Here is a 17484-nt window from a genome sequence, read left to right as displayed (position 1 = left end):
TATGGAAAAAGTAAGAAAGAAGAAGCGGAAAAAGAAGTGGTATCAGAAGTTGAAATGGGTACTGCTTAGTATTCCGATTTTGCTCATCTTAACCGGTGTTGGTATTGTAGCCTATTTTGGGTGGGATTTATCAAAGCAGACGGTCCTGTTAGCGCACGAAGTGGTCGATAAATATGAACCAGAATTACCTAATCATACGTTTGAGCAGGCCTGGCCAAAACTGCCAGACCCAGGTTCGTCCATTGGTGAATTACAGTTTACCACGATTGACTTAACTGTACCTGTCGTCCAAGGCACTCATGACAATGAGTTGAAAAAAGGTGCAGGTCACTTTGCTGGCAGCTCCCTGCCTGGTCAAGGCGGCAATGTCATTTTAAGTGGACATCGGGATACGGTGTTTAGGAAGCTGGAACATCTAAAACTAGGTGAACAAGTGACCTTCACTACTCCCTATGGTGATTTTGTGTATGAAACCACAGAATTAAAAGTTGTATCAGCTGACGATATGACGGTAATGGTACCAACTGATTACGAAACGCTCACCTTAACAACCTGCTATCCATTTAATTTTATTGGGGATGCACCTGATCGGTATGTCGTATATACAAAGTTGATATCTAGTCCTATCATTGCTAGTAAATAATAGAAGCAGCCAGATGAATTTTCATTCATTTGGCTGTTTTTTTGATAGATAAGAAGGTATAAGGATCAAGAAATTGAAATAAAATTTTATTAATAATATTTTATTTTTAAAATATATTTTTATAGTGTATGATGAAACTGTCAAACTACAAGATGTTTTGGAGGATTTTTTACATGTATGTTTTAGGTATCGATGGTGGGGGCACGAAGACAGTTGGTGTCATTGCTGATGAGTATGGAAAAATTGCTGCACATCAAACAGTTGGTGCGACCAATCAAAATGGCGTTGATCGTAACAAGGTAGAATCGGAATTAATAAACTTATTTTCTTCTTTAAAGGCACAAAATGAAAGCGCATTCTTAGATTTATCTGTTGTGTTTGCTGGAATGAGCGGCGTAGATCGTCCTGATGCAAAAGCTGTGATGGAAAAGATGATTTCAACAATGGTGCCAAATGGTACAAAGATTGTGGTTGATAATGATGGAGTTAATGCCTTGTATTCTGGAACCTTCGGAGCACCGGGCATCGTCCAAATTGCAGGCACTGGGTCTATTACGTTTGGTATCAATTCGAATGGTGATAGAGGCCGTGTAGGTGGATGGGGCTATTTAATCGATGATGAGGGCAGCGGCTATGACCTTGGCAAGGAAGCATTACATGCCATTTTTAGGGAATATGATGGGCGAGGTAAAAAAACCATCCTAACAGAAAGTATCTTAAAGCACTTCAATGTAAGTCTGCCACCAGAGTTAATCCATATCATTTATCAGGTTGGGAAGTCACGCGAAGTCATTTCACCATTGAGTAGGTATGTTGCAGAAGCAGCAGACCATCATGATGAAGTTGCGAAAGAAATCATTCATCACGCAGGGAGAAAAATAGGGAAGTCGATAAGTAGTTTAGCGCAGCAGTTATTTAATGCGGAGGAAACAGTTCCGGTTGTATTGGTTGGCGGAGTATTTAACCGTTCAGACCTAGTCATTCCTGCGATTGAATTAGCTTTAAAGGATCAAAAAGTCCAAACAACCCTACTAAAACCGAAGCTTCCGCCTGTTGGCGGTGCGGTAATTAAAGCAATCCAATCTAAAAACGCAGCCGTTCAAGATGGGTTCGAGGAGGCTTTTCTATCGCTGGGGTGAAATATTAATACGAAAATATTGATAATATTGTGAATTTTTATTTCACATTTTTATATTATAGGCTATAATATGGATGAAATAACAAATAGCAGGGAATTTCCAACAGCAAAATTGGGGGTATCGATATGAAATTTATAAGCTGGGATATTAATAGGTTACAAGAACTAGTCTCGCTTTGGAATTCAGAAATTGGTATGCAGTTCCCGATAAGAAAAGAACTTTTTATTCAAAATAGCTTTGAAGACAAAAATATATTACAAGCTGGCTCATTAATTGCAGTGAATGATGAAAACCAGGTGATTGGTTTTGTGGTCTCAAAATGCTGGCAAGAGAATCTAGATGTTCGAATGAACCCGGAAATTGGTTGGATCCAGGTGCTTTTAGTGAAATCGAGCTATCGTTGTAAAGGAATTGGAAGCGCTCTATTAGTGAAAGCGGAGCAGGCGTTAAAAGAAAGAAACATAAAAACAGTACATATGGGGCGAGATCCATGGCATTACTTTCCCGGAATTCCGAAGACCTCTGAGAAGGTTATAAACTGGTTTACGCAGCGAAATTATGTAAGTGGTTACATAGAGTATGATTTAATCCATCACTATCAAAATCAGCCAAATCGTTTTAATCCATCTAAGTATGATGTTCAATTTTCGTTACTTACTATAGAAGAAAAACAGGAGTTTCTTTCGTTTTTGCAGCGCTGCTTCCCTGGAAGATGGGAATATGAATCGATTCACTATTTTCAAAGAGGCGGTACTGGGCGAGAGTTTGTCATCATCAAGAAGGATGGGGAAATCATTGGATTTTGCCGAATAAACGACCTGAAGTCTCCTTATATTGCACAAAATGTGTATTGGGCACCGTTAGTGAATGAGCCATTGGGTGGAATTGGCCCATTGGGAATTGACCCAAGAGAAAGAAAAAATGGATATGGGCTTGCCATTGTTGAAGCAGGTATTTCTTATTTACGAGATAGAAACATACATAGCATTGTCATCGATTGGACTGGACTGGTTACTTTTTATGGAAAACTAGGTTTTAAGGTTTGGAAGGAATACCAGCAGCTGAGTAAAGATTTGTATTAAGGTAGCCAAAGATAAATAGTAAATTTGGAAAGGCGTGTCCAAATGAAAGTGAATATATCAAACTTAACAACAGAGCAGCGAAATCACAAATCAATCCATAGCGATCAGCTTTCAACGAGTGAGATCGTTGCATTAATGAATGAAGAAGATCGAAGTGTTGCAGATGCAGTTCACAAGGTCCTTCCAGAGATTGAGGCTGCCATAGAAGCAATCTATCAATCTTTAAAAAATAATGGCCGTTTATTTTATATCGGTGCAGGTACGAGTGGGAGAATTGGGATTGTAGATGCTTCTGAATGTCCACCAACCTTTTGTACACCGCCGGAATTAGTTCAAGCCATTATGGCTGGCGGAGAAACAGCGATGTTTAAAGCGGTTGAAGGTGCAGAAGACAGTCTTGAATATGGGGAGATAGATTTAGGACAAAGAGGTCTTACACATTTAGATGTTGTTGTCGGACTTGCCGCTAGCGGCAGAACCCCTTATGTGATTGGTGGATTGAAATATGCAAAAGAGGTCGGAGCAGTTACGATCGCATTATCCTGTAATCAAAATTCAGAGATCGGTAAAATCGCAGATTATAATATTGAAGCGATCGTTGGACCAGAATTTTTATCAGGATCTACTCGATTAAAATCTGCAACTGCTCAGAAAATGATTTTAAACATGTTTACAACTACAACCATGATTAAGCTTGGCAAGGTTTATGGCAATCTAATGGTGGATTTGAATGCAAGTAATGCGAAGTTAGTTGAACGAGCTAGAAATATTGTGAGTACAATTACGGGTGTTTCCTATGAAGAGTCAGCAAAGGTTCTAAACGAAACCGACCAAAAAGTGAAGCCGGCCATTGTGATGATCAATGCGAATGTTTCTTTCAAAGAAGCGATTGAGGCCATCAAGCATGCGAATGGATTTACGCGAAAAGCCATTGAACTAGCGAATGAAAGGAAGTTCTAGATTATGAAACGGGAAGTTCTTGATTTTCTACATAACGAAATTCAATTGAATCATATTCCTGGAGCTGTAATCTATGTTTCCTATCAGGGAGAGTGTGTTTTAGAAGAGGCGATCGGAAACCGAGTTGTATTTCCTGTCAAAGAGCCGATGGCAGTAAATTCTGTCTTTGATTTAGCGTCTTTAACCAAACTAGTTGCCACACTTCCTGCTATTCTTACATTGGTTGAAAAAGGATTCTTGCACCTGGATGAACCAGTATCCTGCTTTTTACCAGAGTTTCACCGATACGGAAAATCAACCATTACCATCAAGCACTTATTAACACATACATCCGGATTACCTGCTCACAGAGAATATTTTTTAGAAAATTTAACGACTGAACAAATCTTGAAGCGAATCTATGACGAGCAATTAGTGGCACCCATTGGTGAAAAGGTTATTTATAGTGATTTGGGATATATAACTCTCTACAAATTAATTGAAACCGTCACAAATGAGCGTTTTCAAGATTATCTCAAAAGAGAACTATTCGACAAGCTTGAAATGACTGATACGACATTTAACCCGGCATTCGAAAGAAGTCGTTATGCCGCCACAGAATACAGTGAAAAGCTAAATGATTATAAGCATGGAATCGTACATGATGACAATACGGAAAGCATGGGTGGAATTAGCGGACACGCCGGGTTGTTCTCGACTGTTCGTGACCTTACTAAGTTCACTTCAATGATAGAAAATGAAGGAATGTTTAAAGAAGAACGGGTGATGTCTAAAGCATCTATTGAACTGAGTAGAAAAAACTTTACAGCTTTTAGTAATGAATATCGTGGACTAGGATGGATATTGAAAAGTCCAAGCCATTCCAGCTGTGGAGATCTTTTTTCAGAGTTATCCTATGGTCACACTGGATTCACAGGCACAAGCATATGGTTTGATCCTGAAATAAAGCTTCATGTCATTTTACTTACAAATCGAGTGCATTTTGGAAGAAAAGATCCAATCCTTCGCCTTCGACCAAGATTGCATAACATCATTCGGTCACATTTTTAAAGGAGGAATGGACGTGTCAAATAAAATTCATTTAATGGTGGTTGGGGCACATTGTGGAGATGCAGAGATTCAAGCAGGTGCCATCGCCCATAAATATGCCAAAGCAGGCCATGAGGTAACCTTTCTGCATTTGACTGCAGGTGAAAAAGGGACACCAGCAGGTTTAACGGTAGAAGAGTATCGGGAACAAAAGATTAGGGAAGCGGAAAAAGCTGCAGCTGTATTAGGTGCAAAGAGTATTACGCTTGATTATAAAGATGCAGAATTAACGAATGACGATGCCACCATCTCACATGTTGCTTGCTTATTCAGAAAGCTTAAGCCGAATGTTGTGATTACGCATTGGGAAAATAGCATGCACCCAGACCATGCTTTATGTCCAAAAATTGTTCAAGCGGCATGGCTTAAGGCTGCACTTCCTGGGTTTGATTTAGAAGGCTTGCCTCCACATTCATTAACGAGAATGTTTCACAGTGAGAATTGGGAGGATATGGAGGGTTATCTGCCGGATATATTTGTCGACGTAACAGATGAGTTTGACACCTATTTGGAAGCGCTGTCGCAATATTGGTTTATTATGAATTCAACCTCTTTCCGTTACTATGATTACTACAAAGCACTGGGAACGATGAGAGGGTGTCTCAATCGAACAACCTATGCGCAAACATTAAAATACCCAACAGGAGCAAATGTTAGAAAAGGAACAAGCATACCGGGATTTGAGTTATAAACAAGAAATGGGGGTGACAGCATGAATATTCGTCACAAGGTCGGCCAATTAATGGTCGTCGGATTTAAGGGTAAAACCGCTTCAGAAGAAATAAAAGAATTGATAAGAGAGTTCCACGTTGGGGGCATTATTCTTTTTGGACGTAACATTGGAACACCAACAGAAATTTTAGCATTAACAACAGAACTTCAACGAACAGCAAAAGAGGCCGGGCATGAACATCCTCTGTTAATTTGTATCGATCAAGAAAATGGAGTCGTACGCAGGTTGGGGGAAGGCGCAACGATTTTTCCGGGTGCCATGCTGTTAGGTGCAACGGACAAGGCTGAAAATGCCTATAAAGTTGGATTAGGTACAGGGAAAGAATTAAAAGCTTTGGGGATAAATTGGAATTTAGCGCCTGTATTGGATGTCAATAATAACGCAGACAATCCAGTCATAGGAGTAAGATCATTTGGCGAGAGTCCAGAAAAGGTTTCATTGTTTGGAAAAATGGCCATGAAAGGCATGCAGGATGCTGGGGTGATTACAACATTAAAGCATTTTCCAGGCCATGGAGACACAAATGTTGATTCCCATTTAGATCTGCCCATTATAGCACACGATATGGAACGGTTAGAGAAAATAGAGTTGAAGCCATTTGTAGAAAGCATTCAAGCAGGTGCGGATACCATCATGTCAGCTCATGTCTATTTTCCAGCGATAGAAGATCAACCAGGCGTGCCAGCCACATTATCTAAAAAGGTGATTACAGGACTTTTACGAAACAAGCTTCAGTTTAACGGAGTTGTAACCACAGATTGCATGGAAATGAATGCGATTGCAAACACAATTGGAACCGCTCAAGGTGGTGTAGAAGCCATCAAGGCTGGAGTAGACCTGGTTATGGTGTCTCATCTTCATCACCTGCAAAAGGATACGATTGAGGCAATTGCCTGTGCTGTCGAGTCAGGAGAAATTAATGAATCCACTTTGAATGACGCATTTGGAAGAGTTACTAGATTGAAAGAAAAGTATTTAACTTGGGATGAACTTCAATTAAACAAAGCCATTTCCGTTCCTAGTGTAGTGGGCTGTGAAGAGCATGAACAGACTGCTGCGGATATTTATCGACAAGGTGTAACCATTGTGAAAAACAATGGCGTGTTACCACTTGCGGCTGAAAACAAGCAGCGTGTACTCGTTGTTTATTCTGAGAACAGCTATACGATGCAGGTGGAAGATAAACGATACTCATCGATGTTACTAGGTAAATCGATTAATGAAATCGACGCATTAGCCGATGTAGTGGAATTATCAAATCCACCGACTGAAGATGAGATTATTGCTATTTCTGAGCGAGCAAAGGAATATGATGCAATCGTTGTTGGCACGTTAACAGCACTTCCTGGAAATTCACAAATTACGTTAGTGGAAAAATTACATGATACTGCAGTACCTGTAGTGGTTGTTGCAACGAGAAGTCCATACGATATTGCTTATTTACCAGATGTTGCCGCCTATCTATGTACCTATGAATTTTCATATCCGGCGTTAAAAATGGCTGCAGAAGCCATCTATGGTTTAGAGAAAGTTACCGGACGGTTGCCTGTTTCAATACCTTCATTTTAAATCAAATTTGGCAGTCAACAAGTACCGTGAGAGAGAGGGGAATAATGTGAATAAGTCAGCAGGTGAAAAGTTTGTCGTTGGACTAATGTCAGGAACTTCACTTGATGGAATTGACGCTGCATTAGTGTCCATTAAAGAAGAAAATGAAAAATTTGATATAAAGCTAATCTCTTTTTCAACACTTCCTTTTTCAGGTGTGATGAAGGAAAAAATACTAGAGTTATGTAATCCGGAACGGGCTAGAATCGAAGACATCTCTTCTATGAATATGCTTTTAGGCGAACAATTTGCAGATGCAGCTAAAAAAGTGGTAGATGAAGCAAAGATGAGCATGGATCAAATCGATATGATTAGTTCACATGGGCAAACGATTTTCCATCAACCAGAAGAGGTAGAAATTGCTGGTCATTCGATTACCTCTACCCTGCAAATTGGTGACATTGCAGTCATTGCTGAACGTACAGGTGTGATGACCATCGGTGACTTTCGAACAAGGGATATGGCAGCAGGTGGACAAGGAGCTCCATTAGTACCATATGCGGACTATCTACTCTTAGGAAATCCAGCGTTTGGCCGTGTGCTCGTAAACATTGGTGGAATTGCCAATATAACAGTATTACCCGCTGGATGCGACGAACATGGTGTCCTCGCTTTTGACACAGGTCCGGGTAATATGTTGATCGATGCTTTTACCGAACTTGCAACAGAGGGAAAACAATCTTTTGATAAAAATGGAGAAATTGCCGCCCGTGGTAAGGTGAATGAAGGATGGCTAAAAGAGCTGCTCGCTCACCCTTATTATCAGCTTGAGCCTCCAAAAAGCACAGGAAGAGAGCTATTCGGCCATGACTATGCGAAGCGGCTATGGGAAGAGTCCAGCCATCTTACGGTGGAAGATCGAATTGCTACCATCACAGAATTAACCGCCCGAACATTAGCAAATGGTATTACGCACTATATCGAAAAAGGCAAGATTGAAGAGGTACTAATAAGTGGTGGTGGATGGCACAACAAGACATTGCTAAAAAGCCTGCGAACTAGTCTCCCACCACATATACGAATGGATAGTACAGAACAAGTTGGTTTATCAGGTGATGCAAAAGAAGCCATTGTTTTTGCCTTATTAGGCTATCAATGTTTTATGAAAAGAACCAACAATTTACCGGCTGCAACAGGCGCAAAAAAACCTGTCATCATGGGAAAAATCGCCTGGTAAGAATGCAGCATTGAAGGGGGGCGGGAGCTAAGAGATAACAGCGTGTAATGTAAAATAAAGAAAGTATAAAACAAATAAAAAATATGGGGGAACTAAAGTGAAAAAATCAGTTAAGTTTATTAGTCTTTTACTTGCCATCGTATTGTTCTTAGCTGCATGCAGCAGTAAAAGTAATGATGAGAAAGCTTCAGGTGACACGGAGAAAGAATGGACAGGAACGATCACCATTTGGGATGGTCCGCGCTGGCCAGACGATAAAGACAACAAATTCCACTGGATGGATAGCAAAATTAAAGAATTCGAAGCAGAACATAAAGGTGTTAAAGTTGAATTAGTTCAGGTTCCTTGGGCAGAACTACCTGATAAATTAGGTGTTTCCATTGCTGGACAATCTTGGCCTGATATTGCCCCAGTTGATATTAGCGGCAGTGCAGTAAGTGTCGACCATATTGACCAAGGTGTTATTGAATCTGTGGATGACCTTTTTACAAAAAAGGAATTAGAAGATTTTTATCCAAATGCACTTGATGCTTATAAGTTTGATGGGAAACTTTATGGTGTTCCTAACTCTATGACCGTTCATTCTATGCTATTAAATTTAGACCTATTCAAAGAGCGTGGAGTGGAGCCACCGAAAAATGGTGAGTGGACTTGGGATGAGTTCTTGGCAGCTGCAGAAAAGCTAACATTTGACCGTGATGGCGATGGGAAAACGGACGTATTTGGTTTCTCAACTTACATCATGCCTGGTTATTATGAAGCATGGCCATTCTTCTATATGAATGGTGGAAGCCCGTTAAATAAAGACATGACGAAATTTACATTTAGTGATGAAAAAGCAGTTAAGGCGATTCAACAGCTTGCTGATTTGAAATTAAAAGATAAAGTATCTCCTGAAACATCAGGTGGACAAGACGTTGGTGGTACATTCCAGGCATGGGCAAACGCTGAACAAAGAACCGTTGCGATGCAGCCATGGGCAACATGGGCCATTGGTGCCGCACAAGGTAAATATCCAACAAACTTCGCTGTTGCTAATTACCCAACAGGTGATTCAGGTAAACCTGTAACCATCGGTGGTGTTGGCGGCTGGACAATGTTCAAACAAGAAGAAGCTGGTAAAAAGAAAGTTGTAGGCGAGTTTATTAAATATATTTCTTCAACGGAAGAGCAATATACAATGGCAACCGAATACGGTACATTTCCAGCACTTAAGAGCGCTGCAGACAAAGACCCTTATAAAGACAACCCAGAAATGGCTCGGGCTCAAGAAATGTCTTCACAGGTTGTCATGCTTCCGCGTCATCCTGAGTGGAAAAAAATCGATGAAGCCATTCAGTCAGAATTACAGCTCGTATTTAATGGTGAAAAGACAGCTAAAGATGCAATGAAGGATGCAGAGAAGAAAGTAAATGAAATACTAAAATAGCAGCATCAAGATTGGCAGACTACCATTTTTCTTGGTAGTCTGTCAGCTTATGATAAATTGGGGGCGTTAAATTGAAACCCGTTCAACAAACTTCAAACAGTGTTGTAATCGAAAGAAAACCATCGATCCTTTCTCAAATTAAAAAAAATCTACCCGCCTATTTGTTTTTACTTCCTAAACTAATCCTGTTTATTGCATTTATTGCAATACCTGTAGTTTGGGCATTTATTTTATCTTTTCAGGAATATAAAATTTTTGGAAGCGAATGGGCAGGCTTTGATAATTATATAAAAGTCTTTCAAAGTGAAGCGTTTTATATTGCACTTAAAAATACATTTTTATTTACCGTTGTAACGGTACCATTTAACGTGGTAAGTGCACTTATTATTGCAAGTCTTATCTACCCTTTAGGAAAACTGTCACAAAGCTTTTTCCGCGCGGCATTTTATTTGCCTACTGTTACATCGATGGTAATCGTTGCCATGGTTTGGCGTTGGATGTATAACACAGATTTTGGGATTTTTAATTATATTTTAGGCTGGTTTGGAGTGGACTCCATTAACTGGCTTGGACAATCTTCCTCAGCACTTTGGGCACTCATTATCATGCAATGCTTAATTCCTTTTGGAGTTGGGATTATTTTATATTTAGCATCGATGGGATCCATCTCCGAATCTCTTTATGAAGCGGCAACCATTGATGGGGCGAATGGGATCCAAAAATGGATTCATATCACGTTACCATTATTAAAGCCTTCAACCTTATATTTAGTTTTATTAAGTACAATTGGATCATTCCAAGTATTTACTCAGATTATCATGATGACTGGTGGAGGACCGGGTTCCGCAACCGAAACACTTGTTCATCTTATTTATAAGACTGGATTTAGAGATTTTGAATTTGGATTAGCAGCTGCACAATCGGTTGTTTTATTCTTTATCATTCTATTATTCTCAGTCATTCAATTCCGTGTACTTAAGTACGATGAATAGGAGGGGACATATATGCAAAATTCTAGAAGTATTCAGAAGCTAAATAAAACCATCATCTATTTGCTATTAGGCGTTTTTTCAATCGTTTCCCTCTTGCCTCTTTATTGGGTCTTTAGTACATCGATGCAATTAAGCAAGTACCAAGATGAAGAATTAGAACGTCCAGTATCCTATGTGGATTCTAACCCTCCGAAGATGTATCCGATGGGGATTCCAGAGTATTTTGAACACTGGGGGAAAGCTCGTGAAGCTGACAAAAATGGTGACACAAAGGAAGAGGCTTATCACCGTGAAGTAATGGACAATATTGTGTCAGATACATTCTCTGGTTTTACCACCTTGTTTCAAAAGAATAATATTGGTCGCTGGTTCCTAAATAGTGCATACATTGCCGTGGTTGTCACGATAGGGATATTACTCATCGATTCCATGGCAGGCTATGTCCTGGCGAAAAAACAATTTCCAGGTAGGAATATCATTTTCTGGGCCATCATCGCTACGATGATGATTCCGGGACAAGTAACCCTGGTACCATTGTTTATGATGGTAAAAAATCTAGGGATCATGGATACACATTGGGCACTTATTTTCCCAGATTTAGCCATGGTATTTGGCGTGTTTTTAATGAGACAGTTTATGTACTCCATTCCAGATGAATTATTAGATGCAGCGAAAATCGATGGCGCGAGTGAATGGAAAACATATTGGAAAATTGTACTGCCATTAGCAAGACCAGGTCTAGCAGCATTAGGTATCTTTACGTTTATGAGCGTTTGGAATTCATTCCTATGGCCAATTATCGTACTAAATGATGCCAATCTATATACGTTGCCAGTGGGTCTAAAATCATTACAGGATGCCAACTTAGCAAGCTTTAAATTACTCATGAGCGGAGCAGCCATCGCAGCTGTTCCGATGATTATCGTATTTATCATGTTCCAACGTCATTTTATCAAAGGTTTGACATTGGGCGGCGTAAAAGAATAATAGAGTTCGAAAACAAGAGAGAGATGTTATCTCTCTTTTTTTGAAAGGAGGGATCGGTTTGAAGCTAGGCATTGATGTGTTTTTTGAAAGTAGATTTCAAGAATTCAAAGGAAAGAGAATTGGACTTGTGACCAATATGACAGGGGTTAACCATAGGCTGGTACCGACGATTGATCTTTTTCATGCGCATCCAGATATTGAGCTGACGGCTCTTTATGGACCAGAGCATGGAATACGAGGCGATGCTAAGGAAGGGGAAAAGCTGGATTCCTTTATCGATCCTTATACGAAGGTTCCGGTCTATAGCCTATATGGTGCTTCAAAAAAGCCGAGTAAACAAATGCTTGATCCCGTGGATGTTATCTTTTTCGATCTCCAGGATATTGGAGCACGCTATTACACGTTTATTTATACGATGGCCTATGTGATGGAAGCATGTGCGGAACATGGAAAGCATTTTGTTGTGTTAGATCGGCCAAATCCCATTTCAGGGTCATTGATGGAAGGGAATTTAGTGAAAGAGGAAGCTCAATCCTTCGTTGGACTGTATCCAATCCCCAATCGTCATGGGATGACGGTGGGAGAAATTGCGTTACTCTATAAGCATGAATTTGGAATCAATTGTGAACTAACGGTCATACCAATGGACGGTTGGGAAAGAGATATGTATTATGATCAAACGGGTTTATTTTGGGTACCCCCATCCCCAAACACGACAGGAATCGATATGAGCATCCTGTACCCTGGAACTTGTTTAGTGGAGGGAACAAATTTATCAGAAGGAAGAGGGACAACTAGGCCGTTTGAATTCATTGGCAGTCCATACATTGATGGTTACCGCTTAGCAAAGGTGTTTAATGGAAAAGGCTTACCCGGGGTACTCGCACGCCCAATCTCATTTATGCCTACCTATCAAAAACATAAAGATAAAGTCTGTGAGGGAGTTCAATTACACGTTGTTGATCGGCATTCCCTACATTCTTTAAAAACAGGATTAACGCTGATCGAGACGATTGCCGAAATGTACCCGAACGACTTTGAATTTTTGGAGCACAAGGAAAATCAAAAATTCTTTTTTGACCTATTGGCAGGAACAAAGGCGCTGAGAGATCGAATTTTAAATAGGGATATCAAGGGATTTCTAGAAGAATGTGAGGAAGAACTGCACTATTTTTCAAAGCAAAAACAACCTTATTTACTATATAATTAAAAAAGGAGTAAACAACGTGAATACTTTTCGCTATTATCAATCTGGGGATGAAAAGAAAATTGTTGAACTTTGGAATGAATGTTTACCGAAGGACCCTATTACTTCGGTAAGATTTCGAAATTTAGTGCTGTTAGATGCCAATTTTGATCCAAAAGGAATGCGTCTGGCGTTTCACGATGATCGATTAATTGGCTGCGTTTATGCGGTAAGAAGATTATTACCGATGTTTGGTGTGAACCTCGAACCGGAAAATGGCTGGATTCCTTTCTTTTTTGTAAAAAAGGAATTTCGAAAATTGAGTGTTGGGGCTGCGCTTGTCAAAGAAGCGGTTGATTTTCTTGCATCAGAGGGCAGGGAAAATGTCTTTTTTGCTTCCTATGCACCCAATTATATTTTACCGGGTATAGATGAAGAAACCTATCCGGCTGGCTTTGCGTTTTTACAAAAGTTAGGTTTTGAAAAACTATATTCACCTGTAGCGATGGATCGAAACTTAATCGGGTTTGACATACCAACTGAAGTACTGGAGCTAAAAAAGCAGCGTGAGCTTGAGGGGTATACTTTTTCTTCGGCAGAGGACAAAGACCTTTATGAAGTGATACAATTTGCTAATACAACATTTAATCCTGATTGGGGACGGGCCATTCGTGAAGGTATCCTCCAGGGTCTTCCACTCAATCGAATTTTCGTTGCAAGAGAAGGCAGCAAGCTTGTTGGGTTTTGTATTTATGGAGGCTATGAAGGTGTGGCTGATCGATTTGGTCCTTTTGGAGTGGATCCAGAGCAACAGGGTAAAGGACTAGGAAAGATTATGCTGCATGTGTGTTTACATGCCATGCGGGCGGAAGGGTTGCATGGTGCGTGGTTCTTATGGACAAGTGAAAAAACCTCTGCCGGACATCTTTATAAGAAGACTGGATTTGAAGTTACACGTAAATTCCATGTTATGAGAAAATTAATCTAGTGTTTAGAGGAGAGAGAACGGGTATCTTTTTTCCTTCTTACATAGTAGAAGTGAGTTGATGGCCATGGCTTTTATGACCGGAGGATTAGTTATGCTTTCAGAAATGCAAAGTAAACTTCCACCATCTGAAAGGAAAATTACTGAATATATATTAGAAAATCCACATGAAACGATTTCCTTAACGGCGAGTGAACTAGGTAAGCGAAGTTCTACGAGCGGTGCAGCTGTCATCAGACTCTGCAAATCATTGGATTTAAAAGGGTTCCAGGAATTAAAACTGAGAATTGCTGGTGATTTACAGAAAAAAGGGGAGCAGGGATTTAGAGACATTGAACCGAATGAATCCCCGTTATCGATTATTGAAAAAATGACCAATAATAGTACGAAAACGCTGCAGGAATCTGCAGAACTATTAAGTTTAGATGAGCTTAATAAGGCGATTAAAGCGATAAGAGAAGCAAGAAATATCCATTTCTTTGGAGTGGGTGCTTCTAGTATTATTGCACAGGATGCACAGCAAAAGTTTCTGCGGATCGACAAGACCGCCACTGCCTTTGCAGACATTCATATGGTAGCTACCTTAGTAGCAAACGCTCAAAAAGGTGATGTTGTCGTTGGGATATCTTTTTCAGGTAAAACTTTAGAAGTTGCAAAGATTTTAATGCTTGCAAAGAAAAAGGGTATAACCACGATTAGTTTGACTAAATATGGATCTTCTTTAGTAACGGAGCTCGCAGACATCAAACTATACACCTCTGCTACACGGGAACCTACATTTAGGAGTGGAGCAACTTCATCAAGAATGGCACAGCTGCATGTCATCGATATTCTTTTTATGTGTGTAGCATCACAGCAATACGAAGAAACGGTCAAACATTTAGACGAAACAAGAGAATCGATTGATTTTTTAAGAGAAAATGTGAATCTGTAACAGACGACAATTACTATGGTGAACTCTATTAAGTAAAATTAATAGAGTTTTTTTATTTTATGGGTAAATGGTCATGCAGGACTTTTACAGTGGAAAAATTTCACAGTGAGTGAAATAAAATTTCACAAATAATTTAAAATATTTAAAATTTTATGTTGACCTTTGTTTGTACGGTTTACTATACTTGTAATAGTAGAGTAGAAAAAAGGAGGATAGAGATTCAAAGTTATATATAGTAGCAGCTTTTTCTGATAAAAAGAAAACGCTATCAAAATTCAGGAGGTTTATGATGCAAATAAAAAAGATATACAAGTTCATTAGTGTATTAGCAGCAATCCTACTACTAGTTGGCCTTTTTCCGCAGATGTTCCCTGGACAGGCTAATGTTGCGGCGGCCAGATCCTGGGATGTATATTCAGAAAAGATTATGGCGAAAGATAGCACGAACAAAACGCTAGAGTTAGAGATTCAAGGAGTTCTGCCACTGCATGAAGATTATGAAGTTACACAAATCATTGATGGGAAGAAAGTTGAAAAATCACTAAAGGATGTAAGAGTTGGGGCAGAAAATGTCACTGTAAGGGTTAATCATAAAGGTGAAATTCATAAAATCTTTATTGAGGGGCCGACGCCTGTGAACAATATGAGAGTCGGTATCATGACATCTGGTTTTGCGTCAATGGACCATGAAAAGATAGAATTGAGTTCTCCAACAGGGCTTAAGATTGTTGATAAGATTGCAAATGCAAATTTTCAGGTTGGTGCAAATGAGAAGATTATTTTTACAGTAGATTCTCATGTAGTCACCGTTAAAAAGCAAGACGGTACGGAAGTATACACAACCGCAAATCGACTTTATGTGTCTACAGATGAGGGTAGTAAAATAAAGGTAGACAATATTACAAGAGCGGTTAAGGATCCATCCTATCGAGGGTTTTTTGAAATCACTGCGACTTCAACTGGTGATAAACTTGAGTTAATTAATGAAGTGAATTTAGAAGAATATTTATACCAGGTAGTTCCTAGCGAAATGCCAGCTTCCTTTGGACTAAATGCTTTAAAAGCACAGGCAGTTGCGGCTAGAACCTATGCTTTAGGTGATTATTTAAGCGATCGATTTGCTAAAGATGGTTATTTTGTTCTGGACAGTGTTATGAGCCAGGTGTATAACAATTCTGCAGAAAATGCTTTAACCACACAAGCGGTACAGGAAACAAAAGGAGTCATTATGTATAGTAAGGATGGCAGTTTAGTAGATGCTAGATACTATTCTACTTCTGGAGGTTTTGGGGCATCGAAACACCAAGTTTGGGCAGATGCAGACGGATCATTCCCAGGGCAGGAGATCCCATATTTAGTAGCACAAAGTCATACGTTCGATCCAAATGATTCTAGTAAAATGCTTAGTATCGATACTTCTAACGAGCAACAAATACGAGACTTTTATAAAACACTATCTTACAGAGGATATGATGACACATCTGCTTACTTCAGATGGAAAGTAAGTTTCTCTATGGAAGAATTAGCTAATACCATTAATAAAAATATTGGTGGCAGGTATGCTGCAGATCCAAAGTTTATCCTAACACAAACTGAATCAGGTGAATTTGTCAGCCTGCCAATTCCTGCGGAAGGCATTGGAGAATTTCATGATATGTACGTTTTAAAACGTGGGGATGGCGGCAATATTATGGAACTCGTAATTGAAGGATCTACTGGAACCTATAAAATTGTGAAGGAATACAATATTCGCTTCACCATCAGACCACAATCTGTTTTTACAGGTGGCAGTGATGTACTATTGCACCGTGCCATTGGTGGAAGCAGCGACTATACTGCTTCACCTCTCAAAAACTATTCCATTCTACCTTCTGCGTTCTTTAGTTTTGAAATAGATGCTGAAAAGGGTGTTACCTTCTTTGGAGGCGGGAATGGCCACGGTGTAGGGATGAGTCAATATGGGGCTTCTCAATTAGGGCTAGGAGGATGGGCGTTTAATGACATCCTCACACACTATTACCCAAATATGACCTTGACAGATACGTCTGTTATTGGTGGTTCCTCGCAAAAGTAATTCTAAAATGCTCAAATATAAAAAGCCGATATTCCTAAGAGGAAAATCGGCTTTTTTTCTTCGGAAATGCATTGGAAAAGTTATAAGATTTTCAAAAAGGTTCAATCATAATGTCCTGACATGCCTATTTTAGCTCCCAAGGAAATAAAAGCGTTCCCTTATGGTAGCTTGTCCAACCAATTTTCCTTACGGTTCATAAACTAATTGTAAATAATATGTTTTTTAACAAAGGAGAGAGGGTTATGAAAGGTAAGAAGAAACATCATAAGCACGACCATCATCATGGCAAAGATAGGCAGGATAATAAGAGGGACAAACACAACGATCAGAAGAATGATCGCAATAAGCAAGACAAGGGCAACCAACAGCATGGCGGCTATAATCATGGGATGGGCAACCAACATGATGGCGGCTATCATCATGGCATGGGCAACCAACATGATTGCAAAAAACAAGACCATGACCA

16 protein-coding genes are annotated in these 17484 nt (G+C 39.6%); 15 read left to right on the top strand and 1 reads right to left on the bottom strand.

The window, feature by feature from the left end; genetic code table 11:
* Position 1 precedes the first annotated feature (1 nt).
* From V7124_RS15770 to V7124_RS15700, 15 genes are all read left to right on the top strand, one after another.
* The gene (locus tag V7124_RS15770) at positions 2-643 is read left to right on the top strand and encodes a class D sortase (protein WP_335414627.1); all 642 of its coding nucleotides are present in this window, start codon (positions 2-4) and stop codon (positions 641-643) included.
* 173 nt (positions 644-816) lie between these two features.
* Positions 817-1782 carry an N-acetylglucosamine kinase gene (locus V7124_RS15765; protein WP_335490726.1) on the top strand — a complete coding sequence of 322 codons (966 nt, stop codon included), beginning with the start codon at positions 817-819 and terminating at the stop codon, positions 1780-1782.
* Between the two features lie 125 nt (positions 1783-1907).
* Positions 1908-2864 carry a GNAT family N-acetyltransferase gene (locus tag V7124_RS15760; RefSeq protein WP_335490723.1) on the top strand — a complete coding sequence of 319 codons (957 nt, stop codon included), beginning with the start codon at positions 1908-1910 and terminating at the stop codon, positions 2862-2864.
* Between the two features lie 42 nt (positions 2865-2906).
* On the top strand, positions 2907-3824 hold the full coding sequence (gene murQ, locus V7124_RS15755) for an N-acetylmuramic acid 6-phosphate etherase (RefSeq protein WP_335490720.1): 918 nt from the start codon (positions 2907-2909) through the stop codon (positions 3822-3824).
* A 3-nt stretch (positions 3825-3827) separates the two neighbouring features.
* Positions 3828-4874: a serine hydrolase domain-containing protein gene (locus V7124_RS15750; protein WP_335490715.1), complete on the top strand. Its 1047-nt coding sequence runs from the start codon at positions 3828-3830 to the stop codon at positions 4872-4874.
* A gap of 13 nt (positions 4875-4887) precedes the next feature.
* Complete coding sequence (locus tag V7124_RS15745; protein WP_335490712.1) at positions 4888-5604, top strand: PIG-L deacetylase family protein; 717 nt, start codon at positions 4888-4890, stop codon at positions 5602-5604.
* 21 nt (positions 5605-5625) lie between these two features.
* Positions 5626-7215: a beta-N-acetylhexosaminidase gene (gene nagZ, locus V7124_RS15740; RefSeq protein ID WP_335490709.1), complete on the top strand. Its 1590-nt coding sequence runs from the start codon at positions 5626-5628 to the stop codon at positions 7213-7215.
* 46 nt (positions 7216-7261) lie between these two features.
* On the top strand, positions 7262-8431 hold the full coding sequence (locus V7124_RS15735) for an anhydro-N-acetylmuramic acid kinase (RefSeq protein WP_335490706.1): 1170 nt from the start codon (positions 7262-7264) through the stop codon (positions 8429-8431).
* A 97-nt stretch (positions 8432-8528) separates the two neighbouring features.
* Entirely contained in the window at positions 8529-9860 is a 1332-nt protein-coding gene (locus V7124_RS15730; protein WP_335414650.1) for a sugar ABC transporter substrate-binding protein, read from the top strand.
* A gap of 71 nt (positions 9861-9931) precedes the next feature.
* A complete protein-coding gene (locus V7124_RS15725; protein WP_335414655.1) occupies positions 9932-10852 on the top strand; it encodes a carbohydrate ABC transporter permease in 921 nt (306 codons plus the stop codon).
* Between the two features lie 12 nt (positions 10853-10864).
* Positions 10865-11839, top strand: coding sequence for a carbohydrate ABC transporter permease (locus tag V7124_RS15720; protein WP_335414658.1), 975 nt, complete (start codon positions 10865-10867; stop codon positions 11837-11839).
* Positions 11840-11897: 58 nt separating this feature from the next.
* Positions 11898-13049: an exo-beta-N-acetylmuramidase NamZ family protein gene (locus V7124_RS15715; RefSeq protein ID WP_335490702.1), complete on the top strand. Its 1152-nt coding sequence runs from the start codon at positions 11898-11900 to the stop codon at positions 13047-13049.
* A 16-nt stretch (positions 13050-13065) separates the two neighbouring features.
* Positions 13066-14013, top strand: a complete 948-nt coding sequence (locus V7124_RS15710; protein ID WP_335490699.1) for a GNAT family N-acetyltransferase — start codon at positions 13066-13068, stop codon at positions 14011-14013.
* Positions 14014-14104: 91 nt separating this feature from the next.
* The gene (locus V7124_RS15705) at positions 14105-14944 is read left to right on the top strand and encodes a MurR/RpiR family transcriptional regulator (RefSeq protein ID WP_335414667.1); all 840 of its coding nucleotides are present in this window, start codon (positions 14105-14107) and stop codon (positions 14942-14944) included.
* A 289-nt stretch (positions 14945-15233) separates the two neighbouring features.
* Positions 15234-17018 carry a SpoIID/LytB domain-containing protein gene (locus V7124_RS15700; RefSeq protein ID WP_335490695.1) on the top strand — a complete coding sequence of 595 codons (1785 nt, stop codon included), beginning with the start codon at positions 15234-15236 and terminating at the stop codon, positions 17016-17018.
* 200 nt (positions 17019-17218) lie between these two features.
* Here the strand turns inward: V7124_RS15700 and V7124_RS15695 are convergent.
* Positions 17219-17484: hypothetical protein (locus V7124_RS15695; protein WP_335490692.1), on the bottom strand; the 266-nt coding region annotated here is incomplete at its 5' end.

This window comes from Neobacillus niacini (genome assembly GCF_036961885.1).
GTDB lineage: Bacteria > Bacillota > Bacilli > Bacillales > Cytobacillaceae > Neobacillus > Neobacillus niacini_H.
Note: the sequence above shows the minus strand (reverse complement) of the source record. Positions and strands in the feature narration are given on the sequence as shown.

What these genes read in the sequence shown, in the direction of transcription:
- nagZ (WP_335490709.1), top strand. Translation starts at nt 5,626, where the DNA reads ATGAATATTCGTCACAAGGTCGGCCAATTAATGGTCGTCGGATTTAAG.
- V7124_RS15770 (WP_335414627.1), top strand. Translation starts at nt 2, where the DNA reads ATGGAAAAAGTAAGAAAGAAGAAGCGGAAAAAGAAGTGGTATCAGAAG.
- V7124_RS15705 (WP_335414667.1), top strand. Translation starts at nt 14,105, where the DNA reads ATGCTTTCAGAAATGCAAAGTAAACTTCCACCATCTGAAAGGAAAATT.
- V7124_RS15765 (WP_335490726.1), top strand. Translation starts at nt 817, where the DNA reads ATGTATGTTTTAGGTATCGATGGTGGGGGCACGAAGACAGTTGGTGTC.
- V7124_RS15760 (WP_335490723.1), top strand. Translation starts at nt 1,908, where the DNA reads ATGAAATTTATAAGCTGGGATATTAATAGGTTACAAGAACTAGTCTCG.
- V7124_RS15720 (WP_335414658.1), top strand. Translation starts at nt 10,865, where the DNA reads ATGCAAAATTCTAGAAGTATTCAGAAGCTAAATAAAACCATCATCTAT.
- V7124_RS15750 (WP_335490715.1), top strand. Translation starts at nt 3,828, where the DNA reads ATGAAACGGGAAGTTCTTGATTTTCTACATAACGAAATTCAATTGAAT.
- murQ (WP_335490720.1), top strand. Translation starts at nt 2,907, where the DNA reads ATGAAAGTGAATATATCAAACTTAACAACAGAGCAGCGAAATCACAAA.
- V7124_RS15700 (WP_335490695.1), top strand. Translation starts at nt 15,234, where the DNA reads ATGCAAATAAAAAAGATATACAAGTTCATTAGTGTATTAGCAGCAATC.